Raw genomic sequence first — 16,145 nt, 5'->3', positions numbered from 1 at the left:
TCGGGGCAACGCGTGACATAGGAAACTGCCAAATGAGACACTCCGCGCGCGAGGTATGCTATGGAGATTCGTGAGGCCCTGACCTTTGATGATGTGCTGCTGGTGCCCGGGGCGTCCTCTGTCCTGCCTTCTACGGCTGACACCCGGACACGGGTGACGCGGGCGATCTCCATGAACATCCCGCTGCTCAGCTCCGCCATGGATACGGTGACCGAAGGCCGCATGGCGATTGCCATGGCGCAGGCGGGCGGCATCGGGGTGGTGCACCGAAACCTCAGCATTGAAGAGCAGGCCCGCGAGATCCGGCGCGTGAAACGGTTTGAGAGCGGGATTGTTTACAACCCGATCACCCTGCGCGCCGATCAGACCCTGGCTGATGCCAAGGCGCTGCAAGACCGTTACCGCGTGACCGGCTTCCCGGTGGTGGACGGGCAGGGGCGGGTCGTGGGCATCGTGACCAACCGCGACATGCGCTTTGCCTCCGATGACGCAACACCGGTGTCGGTGATGATGAGCTCTGAGAACCTTGCCATTCTGCATGAACCTGCGGATCGCGAGGAAGCCATCAGTCTGATGAAGGCGCGGCGGATCGAAAAGCTGCTGATCACCGACAAGGACGGCAAGCTCACCGGGCTTCTGACGCTGAAAGACACCGAGCAGGCCGTGCTGAACCCCACCGCCTGCAAGGATGGGCTGGGCCGCCTGCGCGTGGCGGCGGCGACCACGGTGGGCGATGCAGGCTTCGAACGCTCCGAGGCGCTGGTGGATGCGGGCGCCGATATGATCGTGATCGACACCGCCCATGGGCATTCCGAAGGGGTGGCCGCTGCCGTGCGTCGGGCCAAGGCGCTGTCGAACGAAGTGCAGATCGTTGCGGGTAACGTGGCGACCGGAGAAGCCACGCGCGCCCTCATTGATGCGGGCGCTGATGCGGTCAAGGTCGGCATCGGCCCGGGCTCCATCTGCACCACGAGGATGGTCGCGGGGGTGGGCGTGCCTCAGCTCACCGCGATCATGGATTGCGCCAAGGCGGCAGGCGACACGCCCGTGATTGCCGACGGCGGCATCAAGTTCTCGGGTGATTTCGCCAAGGCCATCGCGGCAGGCGCCTCTTGTGCCATGGTGGGCAGCATGATTGCGGGCACGGACGAGTCTCCCGGCGAGGTCATCCTCTATCAGGGCCGCAGCTTCAAAAGCTATCGCGGCATGGGCAGCCTTGGTGCGATGGCCAGCGGATCAGCGGATCGGTATTTCCAGAAGGATGCGGCCTCCGACAAGCTGGTGCCCGAAGGCATCGAAGGGCAGGTGGCCTATAAGGGCAGCGCGGGCGCCGTGATCCACCAGCTTGTGGGGGGGCTGCGTGCCGCTATGGGCTATACCGGCTGCGCCACCGTTGATGAGATGCGGAGCAACTGCAAATTCGTGAAGATCACCGGGGCTGGCCTGAAAGAAAGCCATGTGCATGACGTGCAGATCACCCGGGAGAGTCCGAACTATCGGGTTGGTTGAGTGTTGGTGTCAGCCGCCTTTCCCCTCTCTTCAAACGGACGAGACCGGTGGACCTCCCTCTGACCACAGCGAAGAGGTATTGGGCCAACCCATGCTGTCTCATGATCGAAATTGGCCAACTCCCCAGCTTGATCGCGGATGCGAGGCAGGCGCCCAAATGGCTTGACTGGGGTTTGCGCTGTGCTTGAGCAAAACAGAGGACGCCACCACGTCATAGATCATGATTTTTGGATCAGAAAGTGATGTTGGAAGGGAGAACTGCATGACCCCGGCAGCACGCATAAGCGCCGCCATCGACTTGATGGACCGTATCCAAGCTGGCGAAGTGGCGGACCGTGCTCTGGCCGACTGGGGCCGCAAGAACCGATACGCCGGTTCAAAGGACAGAGCGGCCATCGGCGATATCGTGTATGATGTCCTGCGGCAGAAGCAAAGCCTGGCATCACTCGGCGGCGGGGAAACCGGACGCGCCCTTTTGCTGGGTTACATTCGGGCAAGCGGGACAGATCCAAGATCTGTTTTCGGCGCGGATCGATACGCGCCCCCTCAGTTGACCGAAGACGAGTTAGCCGCAGATCCGCCTGCTCAAGATCTATTGAGAGAGGGGTCGGATTTTCCTGAGTGGCTGTGGCCCGATCTGCTCCGCTCTCACGGCGACCAAGCACTGCCGATCGCGCGTGCTCTGCGACATAGGGCGCCCGTGCACCTTCGCGTTAATCTTCAGAGGCTTAGTCGCAGCGACGCCATCACATCGCTTGCCGAAGAGGGGATCGACAGTGAGCCGCTCAGCCTGTCCCCCTCTGCGCTGACCGTCGTGGGTGGGGCGCGAAAGATCAGAACCGCGACGGCCTATCTGAGCGGAGCAGTCGAATTGCAGGACGCATCATCGCAGGCGGTTGCGGATTTGGTGCCGCTAAAACAGGGCGAGAGCATGCTCGACTATTGTGCCGGAGCTGGTGGAAAGGTCTTGGCCGTTGCTGGGCGAACGGCGGGCACATTCTTTGCGCATGACGTCGACCCGCGCCGGATGAAAGACTTGCCGGACCGGGCCAGGCGGGCGGGCGTACGCGTGCGCCAGGTGACGCTTGAGGACATTGAGCAGGGCCAACGGCGATTTGACACCGTTCTCATCGACGCCCCCTGTTCAGGCAGCGGCTCTTGGCGGCGTGATCCACAGGGGAAATGGTTGCTGACACCAGACAAGCTTGGCCACATTCTCAACTTGCAGAAAGAGATCCTTGATCGCGCAATCAAACTTGTCAAACGGCGGGGGCATCTTGTTTATGCGACCTGCTCGTTGCTGGACCGCGAAAACGACGTCCAGATCAAAGAGTTTCTGACCCGGACACCCGATGTCTCGATAATCGTTGAGAGGCGCTTTACACCTGTATCAGAAAGCGATGGCTTTTATTGTTCGGTGCTTCGAAGGGATTGAAGATCAAGGGTCATGTTGACCGCTCAGCTTTGCAGGACAATGAGAAAGCGACCTGTCATCGCCGTCTCTTTCGCCATACGTTGACCACGTCCCATCAGCGCCTCAGGCGCAAATTGCAATGTGAAACGCTTTCGTTGCCCGTTGAACAGATGCGCTCAGTAGAAGCGATCACCGTCGTCCGCTACATCTCACGCGCTGTGATGTGACCTGCTCACGCCGTGGTGCTTGGCGCAGGTCCCCGAATGGTACGATCTGTTTTCCGCATCGGCTGGATCTTTCGCAACACGACAACGGTTTTTTCACAGCACACTTGACGCGCGTTAAAAAGTAAGGGTACTCAACTTCTACGAGTGCGCCAATCGTGTTTAAGTCAAGTTTAAGACATCAGGCGTGTAAATGCAGAAGAGATTCGAAATTGCTCGGAGCCTGATTTTGTCCAGCGGTGCGCGCACCCCGTCCAAGCTGATCCTGTTCGCCTTGACCGCGCAACACCGCCTCGGAACGCTGGTGTTGGTCGCCGTACTTTTTGGCGTATTGGCCATTGCGTCTGCAGACCTGACCCTGCAGCGCGCCCTGTTTGCAGCGTGTCTCTCACTTCTTGTACTCTCATGCGCGCTGATGGCCATCGCACAACAGCACGGTAAACGCCGGTCGAAGGCGATTACGAGTTTGGACGGCTTCATCCAGGACGATGCGTCAGCAACCTTTCTTGTGGATGCACAGGGGGAGGTGCTGTCCTCCAACACGGCAGCTAGAAAGCGATTTGAGCCGGATCTCGACGCGTCGCTCAGCCGCACGTTGCGCAACACGCTTGCAAACCCAAGCGGCATCATCTTCCGGTTGCAGACGCGGGCAGATCAGGATGGGGCGGCGCGCGAGGATCTGATCACGCGGCGAGGGCACATTCGGCTCGCGGTGCATGGCGTCGGCCCCGAGATCTATCTGTGGCGTCTCGAAGATGTGCCGACGGCAGCACAGGCCACGGATGGTCCGGCCTTGCCGATGATCCTGGTCGGCCGGACAAATGCAGTTCTTTACATGAACGAAGCAGCTCGCAAGCTGGCAGGCGGGCGGGTCAAGACGCTGGATCGGCTCTTTCACCAGCTCCCGGTCATTTCAGGCACCGTATGCGATCTGGCGAGCAGCGAAAAGCCAACCCGTGTCCGGATCTGCGAGATGGACGCCGGCGCGGGACGGCGCGCGCTCTATCTCTTGCCACCGGGGCCAGAGACACTCTCAAGTGAGGGTTGGGATGTGTTTCAAGACCTGCCCGTGCCGCTCATCAAGGTCGGCCAGGATGGCGACATCCGTGCCTATAATCGTCTGGCTGCGGCGCTGATTGGTGTGTCGCTCACCGACAAGGTACCGCTCTCCGACCTGATGGAGGGGCTGGGCCGCTCAATCTCCGACTGGCTCGCCGAAACACTCGCGGGGCGCGCGCAGCAGCAGTCCGAATTCCTGCGGCTGAAGCGCACCGACAAGGAGGTCTTTGTGCAGGTGACCCTCAATCGGGTCACCGATGATGGTGAGCCTGCGCTGATTGCTGTCTTGAACGATGCCACCGAGCTGAAATCGCTTGAGGCGCAGTTCGTGCAAAGCCAGAAGATGCAGGCGATTGGCCAGCTTGCAGGGGGTGTCGCACATGACTTCAACAATCTGCTCACCGCGATTTCAGGGCATTGCGATCTGCTTTTGCTTCGCCATGATCAGGGGGATCCAGATTTCAGCGATCTGGTGCAGATCAATCAGAACGCAAATCGCGCGGCGGCGCTGGTCGGCCAATTGCTGGCCTTCTCGCGCAAACAGACCCTGCGCCCAGAGACGCTGGACATGCGCGACACGCTGTCAGACCTGACACATCTGCTCAACCGACTGGTGGGCGAAAAGATCACCCTGACCCTGAGCCATGATCCCGTGCTCGAACCGATCCGTGCTGACAAACGGCAGTTGGAGCAGGTCCTGATGAACCTTGTGGTGAATGCGCGTGATGCCATGCCGCAGGGGGGGCAAATCCGAATTGTGACCGAATGCACCGATCTCGACGAACCGTTGGAGCGTGACCGCGTGCGGGTGCCGCCCGGGCGCTATGTGACGGTTCAGGTGTCGGACGATGGTGTCGGCATCCCGCCCGACAAGCTGCAAAAGGTGTTTGAGCCCTTCTTCACGACCAAACGCACGGGCGAGGGCACAGGTCTTGGACTGTCGACCGCTTACGGAATCATCAAGCAGACCGGTGGGTACATCTTTGTCGACAGCACCGTCGGCTCCGGTACGTGCTTCACGCTCTACTTCCCGGTGCTCGCTTCTACTGAGGTTGTAACCCCCGCTCCACGCGAGGAAAAACCTGCACCTGTCGCCAAACACGGTGATGGGGTGATCCTTCTGGTCGAGGACGAAGCACCCGTGCGCGCCTTTGCGAGCCGCGCGTTGCGGCTGCGCGGATATACGGTGCTGGAGGCGGATTCGGCCGAAGCCGCCCTGAAAACGCTCGAAGATTCGAGCCTCAACGTTGATGTGTTTGTCACCGATGTGGTGATGCCGGGCATGGACGGCCCCAGTTGGGTGCGCAAAGCCTTGAAAGATCGCCCCGGCGTGCGCGTGGTGTTTGTTTCCGGTTATGCCGAGGACAGTTTTGGGGAAACCCAGATCAAGATTCCAAACTCGGTCTTTCTACCCAAGCCGTTTTCACTGAACGATTTGACGGACACGGTGCACCAGCAGTTGCACTAGCCGCTGTCCGACACCCCGGCTCCGCGGAACCCAAGGCAGCCGCGTGTGGAGACTGGTGTTTGTCTGCCTAACGTCTCCGAAATGCCCAGGCTTAAACCTCTCCTTAACCCGATTCGGGAAAAGATCATTTTGTAAAAATTTAATTGAAATGTTCTCTTTTTGATCTCATAAGGAACGTAATGAGAACATATCCCTGGGGAACGCTGGCACTCATTGCCGTGTTTCGCGAAATGTGACACTAAGAGGAGGCGAAGATGGCAATGGCAGATTTATTGAGCATGGACAGCAAGAAGACAGCAGACAAACAGAAGGCGCTGGATTCAGCGCTGGCACAGATCGAGCGTCAATTCGGCAAAGGCTCAATCATGAAGCTTGGCACCGAAGGCGCAGTGCAGGACATCAAAGCCAGTTCGACCGGGTCGCTTGGTCTCGATATCGCGCTTGGTATCGGTGGCTTGCCGATGGGTCGGATCGTTGAGATTTATGGCCCCGAAAGTTCGGGCAAGACCACACTGACATTGCATTGCGTGGCGGAGCAGCAAAAGGCCGGTGGCGTGTGCGCCTTTGTTGACGCGGAACACGCGCTCGACCCGACTTACGCGAAGAAGTTGGGCGTTGACCTCGACGAGCTTCTGATCAGCCAGCCCGACACGGGTGAGCAGGCGCTTGAGATCACCGATACGCTGGTGCGCTCCGGTGCGGTGAACATGGTTATTGTGGACTCGGTGGCGGCGCTCACACCGAAATCGGAGTTGGAAGGCGATATGGGCGACAGCTCCGTCGGCGTACAGGCCCGCCTGATGAGCCAGGCTATGCGCAAACTCACCGGATCCATCAGCCGCTCCAACTGCATGGTGATCTTCATCAATCAGATCCGCATGAAGATCGGCGTGATGTTTGGCTCGCCCGAAACCACAACAGGCGGCAATGCGTTGAAATTCTATTCGTCGGTTCGCCTGGATATCCGGCGCATCGGTGCGCTGAAGGATCGTGACGAGGTGGTGGGCAACCACACCCGTGTGAAGGTCGTGAAGAACAAGGTCGCAGCCCCCTTCAAACAAGTGGAATTCGACATCATGTATGGCGAAGGCATCTCCAAGATGGGCGAATTGCTCGATCTGGGCGTCGCGGCCGGTGTCGTTGACAAATCCGGTTCCTGGTTCAGCTACGGAGACGAACGCATCGGCCAGGGACGTGAGAACGCCAAGGGGTTCCTGCGTGAGAACGTGCAGATGGCGCTTGAGATCGAAGACAAGATCCGTGCTGCACACGGGTTGGATTTCGATATGCCTGCGCATGAGCGCAAGGAAGATGACGACATTCTCGAAGCTTAGGACGCGCGTCATCTGACAGGGGCCTCGACGCCCAAACGACTTTAGACGCAGGGCGGCCCGACGGGTTGCCCTGTTTTCATGTGCAATCGCCGTGGACAGCCGCGAACCACCGGGGTATCTCAGCCAGACCAGCCTCACGTCTAAGGGTCCGCCATGCAAACGCTGAACGATATCCGCTCCTCCTTCCTGTCCTATTTCGACAAGCAGGGTCACGCGGTTGTGCCGTCGAGCCCACTGGTGCCGCGCAACGACCCAACGCTGATGTTTGCGAACTCCGGCATGGTGCAGTTCAAGAACCTCTTCACCGGGGTGGAAACGCGTGACTACACACGCGCCACGACGGCACAGAAATGCGTGCGCGCTGGCGGCAAGCACAACGATCTGGACAATGTGGGCTATACCGCGCGCCACCATACCTTCTTCGAAATGCTGGGAAATTTCAGCTTCGGGGACTATTTCAAGGATGAGGCGATTGCATTTGCCTGGGGGCTTGTCACCGGCGATCTGGGCATCGACAAATCGCGGCTTTACGTCACGGTCTACCACACCGATGACGAGGCAGCGGAGATCTGGAAGAAGGTTGGCGTGCCCGACGAGCGGATCATCCGCATCGCCACAAATGACAACTTCTGGATGATGGGGCCGACAGGGCCTTGCGGCCCCTGTACCGAGATTTTCTATGACCATGGCGATCACATCTGGGGTGGCCCTCCTGGCAGCCCGGAAGAAGACGGCGACCGCTTTGTTGAGATCTGGAACCTCGTCTTCATGCAGTACGAGCAGTTCGAGGATGGGACGCGGCGGGATCTCGCGGCACAGTCCATCGACACCGGCATGGGGATCGAACGGGTGGCCGCGCTGCTGCAAGGCACCAATGACAACTATGCCACGGATCTGATGCGCTCGCTTATCGAAGCCTCGGCAGATGTGACCAGCACCGATCCCGATGGCCCGGGCAAGACGCACCACCGCGTGATCGCGGATCATCTGCGGTCCACATCCTTCCTGATGGCTGATGGGGTGATGCCGTCCAACGATGGGCGCGGCTATGTGCTGCGCCGGATCATGCGGCGCGCGATGCGGCACGCGCATCAGCTGGGGGCCAAGGATCCGGTCATGCACCGCCTTGTGCCATCGCTGGTGCAGAAGATGGGCGCGGCCTACCCGGAGCTTGGCCAGGCGCAGAGTATGATCGAGCAGACGCTTCTTCAGGAAGAGACCCGCTTCCGCCAGACGCTGGATCGCGGTCTGAAATTGCTGGATGACAAGTTGTCCAACCTCCCCAAAAACGCTGATCTTCCGGGTGAGGCGGCTTTCAAACTCTATGACACCTACGGCTTCCCGCTCGACCTGACTCAGGACGCGCTGCGCGAAAAGGGCCGTGCTGTGGATACCGAGGGCTTCGACGCCGCCATGGCCGAGCAGAAGGCCAAGGCCCGCGCAGCCTGGTCGGGCTCGGGCGAGGCGGCGGATTCTACAATCTGGTTCGACGTGGCCGACAAACATGGCACAACCGACTTCCTCGGTTATGACACCGAGACAGCCGAAGGGCAGATCGTCGCTCTGGTGCAGGACGGCAAAGAGGTGTCGGAGGCGAAATCCGGCGATGCGGTGCAGATTGCCTTGAACCAGACACCGTTTTACGCGGAAAGCGGCGGGCAGGTGGGGGACAGCGGCCTCATCCGGACCCCTGAAGGCATCGCTAAGATCACCGACACACGCAAGACAGCGGATGTCTTCATCCACATCGCGACGGTCACGGAAGGCACGGTGAAGGCTGGTGAGGCCGCCGTGTTGGAGGTGGATCACGCACGCCGCACGGCCATCCGCGCCAACCACTCTGCCACGCACCTGTTGCACGAGGCGCTGCGCGAAGCTCTGGGTGATCACGTGGCACAGCGCGGCTCTCTCAACGCCGAGGGCCGCCTGCGGTTTGACTTCAGTCACACACAAGCGCTCAGCCCGGACGAGCTGGCGCAGGTCGAGGCCGATGTGAACAGCTACATTCGCCAGAATGCACCCGTTGAGACGCGCATCATGACGCCGGATGACGCGCGCGCGCTTGGGGCCCAGGCGCTCTTTGGCGAGAAATACGGTGATGAGGTGCGCGTGGTCTCCATGGGGCGGCAGCCCGGTTCCGGCAAGGGCCGCGGTGGGGACACCTACTCGCTGGAGCTGTGCGGCGGCACCCATGTGCGCCAAACCGGCGATATCGGCGCCTTCGTCACGCTGGGGGACAGCGCCAGCAGCGCTGGTGTGCGCCGAATTGAAGCGCTGACCGGTGCGGCGGCACTGCTACATTTGCGCGCCCAGGATCACCGCCTCGCGGAAGTCGCATCCGACCTCAAGGCGCAAGCTATAGATGTGCCGGACCGTGTCCGCGCGCTGTTGGACGAGCGCCGGGCGTTGAGCAATGAGGTTGCACAACTCCGCCGCGAGTTGGCCATGGCCGGGGGTGGCACATCGGGCAACCCCGAGACGCGTGAGATCGCAGGCATCCCCTTCATGGCACAGGTGCTCTCCGGCGTGACGGGCAAGGATCTGCCCGCGCTGGTAGATCAATTCAAGGACAAGCTTGGCCGGGGTGCGGTGCTGCTTATCGCAGATGCCGACGGCAAAGCCGCCGTGGCCGCTGGCGTCACGTCCGACCTCACTGATACTGTCTCGGCCGTCGATGTGGTGAAAGCCGCCGTGGCAGAACTTGGTGGCAAGGGCGGCGGCGGCCGGCCTGATCTGGCTCAGGGTGGCGCAAAGGATGCCGCCAACGCCGATGCCGCCATTGCCGCGGCTGAAAAAGTCTTGGGAGGATAATCCGATGGGCGCGCTCTGGATCGCACATGTCACCGTCACCGATGAAGAGGCTTACGGCAAATACGCAGCCCTCGCGACCGAGGCGATTGCAGCGCATGGTGGGCAGTTCATTGCCCGGGGCGGGCGCTTTGTACAGCTGGAAGGCCAGGCGCGCCCCCGCAATGTGGTTGCGCGCTTTCCCGATGTCGAAACCGCAGAAAAATGCTATAATTCAGATGTCTACCAGCGTGCCCTGAACCACGCCCGCGATGCATCCGAACGCGAATTGATGATTATTGAGACCAGCGAATAGACGCTGGCCCTTCATTCTTCTGAAAATACTCAAAATCCCGGCGTCAGCTGGCCTTTGCCATCCGTTTACGTTCATGCGGGTCCAGATAGCGCTTGCGCAGTCGGATCGCATTTGGCGTGACTTCAACCAGCTCATCATCATCGATGTAGGCAATCGCCTCTTCCAGCGACAAAGTCATCGGCGTGGTCAGCCGCACCGCCTCATCCGTGCCGGATGCGCGCACATTGGTCAGCTTCTTGCCTTTGAGCGGGTTCACCTCCAGATCATTCTCGCGGCTGTGCTCCCCGATGATCATGCCCGTGTACACGTCCGCCTGCGCGCCGATCATCATCTTGCCGCGCTCTTCGAGGTTCCACAGCGCATAAGCCACAGAGGTGCCGTTCTCCATGGAGATCAGCACACCGGCCCGGCGGCCAGGGATCGGCCCTTTATGCGGCGCCCACTCATGGAACACGCGGTTCAATACGCCAGTGCCGCGTGTATCTGTCAGAAACTCACCATGATAGCCAATGAGGCCCCGTGAGGGCACATGCGCGACGATCCGGGTCTTGCCTGCGCCCGCGGGTTTCATCTCGACCAATTCACCGCGCCGCACGCCGGTGAGCTTCTCGATCACGGCGCCGGAGTATTCATCATCCACGTCGATGGTCGCTTCTTCAATAGGCTCATGACGCACGCCGTCGATTTCGCGAAACAGCACCTGCGGACGCGAAATGCTCAGCTCAAAGCCTTCGCGGCGCATGTTCTCGATCAGCACGCCCATCTGCAGTTCGCCACGGCCCGCGACCTCGAAAGCCTCGCCACCGGGCGTGTCGCTGATCTTGATGGCCACATTGCTCTCGGCCTCTTTCATCAACCGTTCGCGGATGACGCGGGACTGCACCTTCTTGCCATCCCGGCCGGCCAGCGGGCTGTCGTTGATGCCGAAGGTCACGGTGATGGTGGGCGGGTCGATGGGCTGCGCAGGCAACGCCTCCGTCACCTGCGGGGCCACGATGCTGTCCGCGACGGTGGCCTTCGCCATCCCGGCAAGGCTCACGATGTCACCGGCCTCAGCCAGGTCAATCGGCTGCTGTGTCAGCCCGCGGAAGGCCAGGATTTTTGTCACACGGAAATTCTCGATCAGGCTCCCGTCGCGCGACAGTGCCTTCACGGTTTCCCCGGCCTTCAAGGTGCCGGATTCGACGCGACCGGTGAGAATGCGCCCAATAAACGGATCAGCGCCAAGTGTTGTCGCCAACATCCGGAAGGGCTCGTCGCGCTGCGCGACCTGAGACGGTCCCGGCACGTGATCTACGATCAGATCGAAGAGGGCGGACAAATCCTCGCGCGGGCCATCCAGTTCCATATCGGCCCAGCCATTGCGGCCCGAGGCATACATCGCCGGAAAGTCGAGCTGGTTGTCATCAGCCCCCAGATTGGCAAAGAGGTCAAAGCATTCATCGAGCGCGCGGTCCGGTTCGGCATCCGGCTTGTCGACCTTGTTCAGCACCACAATTGGACGCAGGCCCAGGGCCAGGGCCTTGGAGGTCACGAATTTGGTCTGCGGCATCGGGCCTTCGGCCGCGTCCACCAGGAGAACCACACCGTCGACCATGGACAGAATGCGCTCCACCTCGCCGCCAAAATCGGCGTGGCCGGGCGTATCCACGATATTGATCCGCGTGCCCTTCCACTCAACGCTGGTCGCCTTCGCGAGGATCGTGATGCCCCGCTCGCGCTCCAGGTCGTTGCTGTCCATGGCGCGCTCCGCCGTCGCCTGATTTTCCCGGAAGGTGCCGGATTGCTTGAGCAACTCGTCCACCAGCGTGGTCTTGCCGTGGTCAACGTGAGCGATGATTGCGATGTTACGCAGGTCCATAAGATGCGCCTCTGAACTGGGGAAAAACGCGCCGCGGCACGTCTGTTGTCGCGCGCATACCGCGCTGCGCCGCAGAATGCTAGGGGAAATCGCGGCTGGTTAATGGGTGGTCGTCGCGGAAAAGAGGTGGATCACCGCAATGCCACCAATGATCATCGCGAGCCCCAAAACCGCAGGCAGATCCAGCTTTTGCCCAAAGAGGATGAACCCGATGCAGGCGATCAGGACGATGCCCAGGCCCGACCAAATGGCATAGACCACACCGACTGGCATCGCCTTGAGCGCAAAAGACAACAGGTAGAACGAGATGGCATAGGCCAGCACCACAAGCAGCGAGGGCCAGAGCCGAGTGAACTGTGCGCTGGCCTGCAGCGCTGTGGTGCCGATGGTTTCTGCCACGACGGCGGCGATGAGAAACAGATAGTGAGGTGGCATCCTCAAGCTCCTGTGGTGGTCTGATACGCGTCGCGCCCGCACTGCATGACGGGCGCGGGAGGAGGTGTCAGGCCCTGCGCCGCCCCAGGAGGGCCAGGCAGCCAAATGCGGCAAGCATGAGTGGCAGCCCCGCAGGCAGCGGTATGGGGGCGATATCCGGCAGGCCGCCAACAGGGCCGAGTGTGATGCGCGAAATGGAGAGCGGCCCCTCGAAAAAGTCAAAGCTGTCAATTACCTGATTTGTGCTTGGATCGATCTGGTGAAATGTCCGGACGGGCAGAGGGCCTGCCAGATAAACGGACAGCAGCACTTCAAACTCCGGAGCATCCACGCCGATGCGGTCCGGGTAGATGTCGAAGTCTCCACCGTAGGTAAAATCGAACAGTGTCGGATCAGCCGCGTTGGGTGTATCCGTGAACGGGGGCACGATGAACATGGGAAAGTTCAGATCCCCGGGTCCGGCGGTAAAAGGATCAAAATCGCCCAACGGGTCGTTCGATAGGATATCCGCACTCAAAAGCGTTGTGCTGCCCAGCGTCAATTCGGCTTGTCGGAAGAGCTGGCCACCAATTTCCACTGTATCGGTCTTGAACGCCAGTGTCTTGCCCACGGTGCCCGGCGCGTTCGTCGCTGCGCTCACGGTGCTGGAGAGGGTGATTTCGGTCAGCGTGGACGGGATGCCGCCGAGAAAGAAATTCAGGAGGCTCCCGCTCAGGTCCTGCTCGGCCTCCAGAAAGGGCTGAGGCGCGGCGGTTGCCGCGATGGGCGCTGCAAGCAGGGCGCCCAAAATCAGATTCCTAAAACTTGCAAAGTATTTCATAATCAACTCCTTGAAGGAAATGGTAAGCTGGTCAATGCACGTAGAATGAGCGCGCCAGCCGGTGCCGCGCAAGCAGTATTTTCGCCTCATACGGGCGCCTACGACGATTGTCTTGGTCTTGTGCCGGATCGCTGAGCGCGTCTGGTCATTGGTGTGTCAAAGGGGCAGCTCAGTTGTGTCCTTGATTTCTTCCATGACAAAGCTGGCTGACACATCAGACAACGGAACGCGGTGGATCAGCCGTTGATAAAGCCGGTCATAATCGCCCATATCCGCGACCCGCGCACGGATCAGATAGTCGAGATCACCGCTCATGCGGTATACGCCCAGCACTTCGGGGATGGTGCGGGTCGCGTTTCGGAACTGCTCCAACCAGTCCGGCGCATGCGCGTTGGTGCGGATCATGATGAAGACCATGAGGCCGAGGCCAACGCTTTGCGGGTCGAGCACAGCCACACGTTTGGAGATCACCCCGGCCGCCTCCAGCGCCTTGATCCGCCGCCAACAAGCGTTGCGGCTGAGGTTTACAGCCTGACCAAGCCCATCAAAAGCCATGCTGGCATCACGTTGCAAATGAGTGAGGATTCGCCGGTCTGTCTCATCAAGTGTCATCATGATTTTCACATTGGTGGGATAGCATCCCATCGTCAACGCTGATCCTGTGGAACTTTGGGACAGCGTCACGCCGGTGTTGCAGTAAAAGTGGTGTAATATCACAGGAGGTCGCCCCATGTTCCAACGCATCTTTCTCGATCACCCCGCTACAGTCGACGAGAGTTTCTTTCAGCATATGCGCTTTGCGCTCAGCTTCGCCGTGCTCTTGCTGGCTGCGGGCGGTGCGGCGCTGGTGCATGCGGTGATCCCCTGTCTCTTTGAAAAGACGGTGGGCAACATCGTGCGCAAGCTGCACCACCGGATCGAAAACCGGCACTGACCGGGCTCAGATGGCGATGTAACGGTCGCGCCGGTGATTGAAGGTGATCACCAGGTTCAGCACCACGGCACCCAGCAGGGAATAAAGCACCACGGGCGTCGGAAAGAGCCAGAACGCGGTGCCGAAAATCATGGCATCTGCAATGAGCTGCACCCATCCGGCCTTGAACCCGGTGCTGTCCTGCACCAGCAGCGCGACCACGCCCAAGCCCCCCATGGAGCCGTTGTGGCGAAACATGGCCAGCAGACCGATACCGACCATGGCTCCAAAGCTCACCGCACCGAGCGCAGGGTCCAGCGTCTCGAACTGCATGCCAAGCGGCAAGGTTTCGGTGAGCACGGACAGCAGCGTCACAGAGATCAGCGATTTCACCGTGAACTCAAGCCCCAGACGCCGGTAGGCCAGCACGTAAAAAGGCAGGTTGATCAGGAAAAACATGACCCCAAAGGAATAGCCCGTCAGATAGGAAGCGATGACCGCAAGCCCCGCCGTCTGCCCGGTGAGCAGCCCCACCGAAGTCAGGATATGCAGGCCGAGGCTGCACAAAAAGACACCGAGCCCAAGGCCTTGGATATCTTCCCAGAGCGTATGTTTCTTTGGATCTTTTGAGGAAACCTGCATAGGCCGCGCTTAGCTTGCGCGCCGCACGGCTGTCTACGGCCCGTCATCAGGAAGGACGGGCAGGGCGCGCCATATGTGCGCCGCTGCCAAAATCTTGAGCACTCAAGGCGCGGCTTAGCCCGCCAGCGCCTTGTTCAGGTTCTCGTCGACCTTCTCAAGGAAGCCCATGGTGGTCAGCCATTTCTGATCCGGGCCCACCAGCAGGGCAAGGTCCTTGGTCATGGAACCGCTTTCCACCGTGTCGACGATGACCTTTTCCAGCGTTTCCGCAAAGTTCATCAGCGGGGCGTTTTCGTCCAGCTTGGCGCGGTGCTTGAGGCCACCGGTCCAGGCAAAGATCGACGCGATAGAGTTGGTCGAGGTCTCTTCGCCTTTCTGGTGCTGGCGATAGTGACGCGTCACTGTGCCGTGCGCGGCCTCCGCCTCGACGATCTTGCCATCGGGCGTCATCAGCTGCGAGGTCATCAGACCCAGCGAGCCAAAGCCCTGCGCCACAGTGTCGGACTGCACGTCGCCATCGTAGTTCTTGCAGGCCCAGACAAAGCCGCCGTTCCACTTCATCGCACAGGCGACCATGTCGTCGATCAGGCGGTGCTCGTAGATGATGCCCTTGGCTTTGAACTTCTCTTCGAACTCTTCCTCATAGACCTTCTGGAACAGCTCCAGGAAGCGGCCGTCGTATTGCTTGAGGATGGTGTTCTTGGTCGACAGATACACCGGCCAGCCAAGGTTCAGACCATAGTTCATCGAGGCGCGGGCAAAGTCGATGATCGAGGCATCGAGGTTGTACATGCCCATGTAGATCCCGGCGGAGGGTGCGTTGAACACTTCGCGTTCGTCCACGGTGCCGTCCTCGCCTTCGAATTTCAGGGTCAGCTTGCCCGGCCCGGGGAATTTCATGTCTGTGGCGCGGTATTGATCCCCAAAGGCGTGACGGCCGATTACAATCGGCTGGGTCCAGCCCGGCACAAGGCGCGGCACGTTGTTGCAGATGATCGGCTGGCGGAAAACCACACCGCCGAGGATGTTGCGGATCGTCCCGTTGGGCGAGCGCCACATCTGTTTCAGGCCAAACTCTTCGACGCGCGCTTCATCCGGTGTGATGGTCGCGCATTTCACGCCAACACCGTATTCCTTGATCGCGTTGGCCGCGTCCACGGTGATCTGGTCGTCGGTCTCGTCCCGCGCCTCGATGCCGAGGTCGTAGTATTTCAGATCCACGTCGAGATAAGGCAGAATGAGTTTCTTCTTGATGAAATCCCAGATGATCCGGGTCATTTCATCGCCGTCGAGTTCGACGACGGGGTTGTCCACCTTGATCTTGGTCATGGGCGTCTCCTGTTCGGGGTTCGAGTCAATTCGC

The 16,145-nt window shown here is 60.3% G+C and carries 13 protein-coding genes; 7 read left to right on the top strand and 6 right to left on the bottom strand.

Annotated elements, in window-relative coordinates; genetic code table 11:
• Positions 1–60 precede the first annotated feature (60 nt).
• The 6 genes from guaB to So717_RS00140 all read left to right on the top strand — a co-directional run bounded on the left by guaB (position 61) and on the right by So717_RS00140 (position 10,111).
• Positions 61–1,509 carry an IMP dehydrogenase gene (guaB, locus tag So717_RS00165; protein ID WP_159974203.1) on the top strand — a complete coding sequence of 483 codons (1,449 nt, stop codon included), beginning with the start codon at positions 61–63 and terminating at the stop codon, positions 1,507–1,509.
• A 262-nt stretch (positions 1,510–1,771) separates the two neighbouring features.
• The gene (locus So717_RS00160) at positions 1,772–2,944 is read left to right on the top strand and encodes an RsmB/NOP family class I SAM-dependent RNA methyltransferase (RefSeq protein ID WP_159974202.1); all 1,173 of its coding nucleotides are present in this window, start codon (positions 1,772–1,774) and stop codon (positions 2,942–2,944) included.
• Between the two features lie 396 nt (positions 2,945–3,340).
• A complete protein-coding gene (locus So717_RS00155; protein ID WP_159974201.1) occupies positions 3,341–5,674 on the top strand; it encodes a hybrid sensor histidine kinase/response regulator in 2,334 nt (777 codons plus the stop codon).
• A 254-nt stretch (positions 5,675–5,928) separates the two neighbouring features.
• On the top strand, positions 5,929–7,008 hold the full coding sequence (gene recA / locus So717_RS00150; protein WP_159974200.1) for a recombinase RecA: 1,080 nt from the start codon (positions 5,929–5,931) through the stop codon (positions 7,006–7,008).
• 153 nt (positions 7,009–7,161) lie between these two features.
• Complete coding sequence (gene alaS / locus So717_RS00145) at positions 7,162–9,819, top strand: alanine--tRNA ligase (RefSeq protein ID WP_159974199.1); 2,658 nt, start codon at positions 7,162–7,164, stop codon at positions 9,817–9,819.
• 4 nt (positions 9,820–9,823) lie between these two features.
• On the top strand, positions 9,824–10,111 hold the full coding sequence (locus So717_RS00140) for a DUF1330 domain-containing protein (protein WP_159974198.1): 288 nt from the start codon (positions 9,824–9,826) through the stop codon (positions 10,109–10,111).
• Positions 10,112–10,154: 43 nt separating this feature from the next.
• Here So717_RS00140 and typA read toward each other — a convergent pair whose 3' ends face one another.
• The 4 genes from typA to So717_RS00120 all read right to left on the bottom strand — a co-directional run bounded on the left by typA (position 10,155) and on the right by So717_RS00120 (position 13,842).
• Positions 10,155–11,972: a translational GTPase TypA gene (gene typA / locus So717_RS00135; protein WP_159974197.1), complete on the bottom strand. Its 1,818-nt coding sequence runs from the start codon at positions 11,970–11,972 to the stop codon at positions 10,155–10,157.
• Positions 11,973–12,071: 99 nt separating this feature from the next.
• A complete protein-coding gene (locus So717_RS00130; protein WP_159974196.1) occupies positions 12,072–12,407 on the bottom strand; it encodes a DMT family transporter in 336 nt (111 codons plus the stop codon).
• Between the two features lie 67 nt (positions 12,408–12,474).
• Entirely contained in the window at positions 12,475–13,227 is a 753-nt protein-coding gene (locus So717_RS00125) for a VPLPA-CTERM sorting domain-containing protein (protein WP_159974195.1), read from the bottom strand.
• Positions 13,228–13,383: 156 nt separating this feature from the next.
• Positions 13,384–13,842, bottom strand: a complete 459-nt coding sequence (locus tag So717_RS00120; protein ID WP_159974194.1) for an Lrp/AsnC family transcriptional regulator — start codon at positions 13,840–13,842, stop codon at positions 13,384–13,386.
• 115 nt (positions 13,843–13,957) lie between these two features.
• Between So717_RS00120 and So717_RS00115 the strand changes: the two genes are divergently transcribed.
• On the top strand, positions 13,958–14,161 hold the full coding sequence (locus tag So717_RS00115; protein WP_159974193.1) for a DUF6356 family protein: 204 nt from the start codon (positions 13,958–13,960) through the stop codon (positions 14,159–14,161).
• A gap of 6 nt (positions 14,162–14,167) precedes the next feature.
• Here So717_RS00115 and So717_RS00110 read toward each other — a convergent pair whose 3' ends face one another.
• Complete coding sequence (locus tag So717_RS00110) at positions 14,168–14,782, bottom strand: YitT family protein (protein ID WP_159974192.1); 615 nt, start codon at positions 14,780–14,782, stop codon at positions 14,168–14,170.
• A 114-nt stretch (positions 14,783–14,896) separates the two neighbouring features.
• Complete coding sequence (locus So717_RS00105; RefSeq protein ID WP_159974191.1) at positions 14,897–16,111, bottom strand: NADP-dependent isocitrate dehydrogenase; 1,215 nt, start codon at positions 16,109–16,111, stop codon at positions 14,897–14,899.
• Between the last annotated feature and the right edge of the window lie 34 nt (positions 16,112–16,145).

The organism is Roseobacter cerasinus (genome assembly GCF_009811755.1).
Lineage (GTDB): Bacteria > Pseudomonadota > Alphaproteobacteria > Rhodobacterales > Rhodobacteraceae > Roseobacter > Roseobacter cerasinus.
Note: the sequence above shows the minus strand (reverse complement) of the source record. Positions and strands in the feature narration are given on the sequence as shown.